Genomic DNA, 654 nt, shown 5'->3' with positions numbered 1-654 from the left:
ACGGTCAGTTCGAAGCTCTGACCGACGTACCGGAGGTCGGCGGCGCGCCGGACCGCCGCGTCGTCGGGGTCGGTCACGTCGTCGAGCGTGTCGGCTTCGAGGTCGGCGTAGGCGGATTCGACCGCTTCTGCGTCGAGGCCGGAAAGCGGTCGGCGGAGCGTCCGCACCGAGTCGTGTTTCTGGTCGGCCGCGAGCAGGCCGTACGCCGAGAGGACGCCGCAGGCCCGCGGGACCACCACGGTCTCGATGTCGAGGCTCTCGGCGAGGGCGGCGGCGTGCATCGGGCCGGCACCGCCGAAGGCGACGAGGCCGAACTGCCGCGGGTCGCGGCCGCGCTCGACCGTCACGGCGCGAATCGCCCGCGTCATGTTGGCGTTGGCGACGCGGTAGACGCCGCGGGCGGCCGCGAGCGCGTCGTCCAGTCCGGCGTCGGCGGCGAGGCCGGAGAGCGCGTCGCGGGCGGCGTCCACGTCGAGCGAGAGTTCGCCGCCGAGGGCGGAACTGCCGCCGATGTAGCCGAGGACGACGTTCGCGTCGGTCACGGTCGGTTCGGTCCCGCCGCGGCCGTAGCAGGCCGGACCGGGGTTCGCCCCCGACGAGCGCGGCCCGACCCGGAGCGCGTTGCCCGAGTCGACCCACGCGATGGACCCGCCA

General features: G+C 74.9%; 1 protein-coding gene. It reads right to left on the bottom strand.

Annotated elements, in window-relative coordinates:
• On the bottom strand, positions 1–654 hold a 654-nt coding region (locus D3D02_RS18325), incomplete at both ends, for a hydantoinase/oxoprolinase family protein (protein WP_304999799.1).

The organism is Halobellus sp. Atlit-38R, from assembly GCF_003665925.1.
GTDB classification, from domain to species: Archaea; Halobacteriota; Halobacteria; order Halobacteriales; family Haloferacaceae; genus Haloquadratum; species Haloquadratum inordinatus.
Note: the sequence above shows the minus strand (reverse complement) of the source record. Positions and strands in the feature narration are given on the sequence as shown.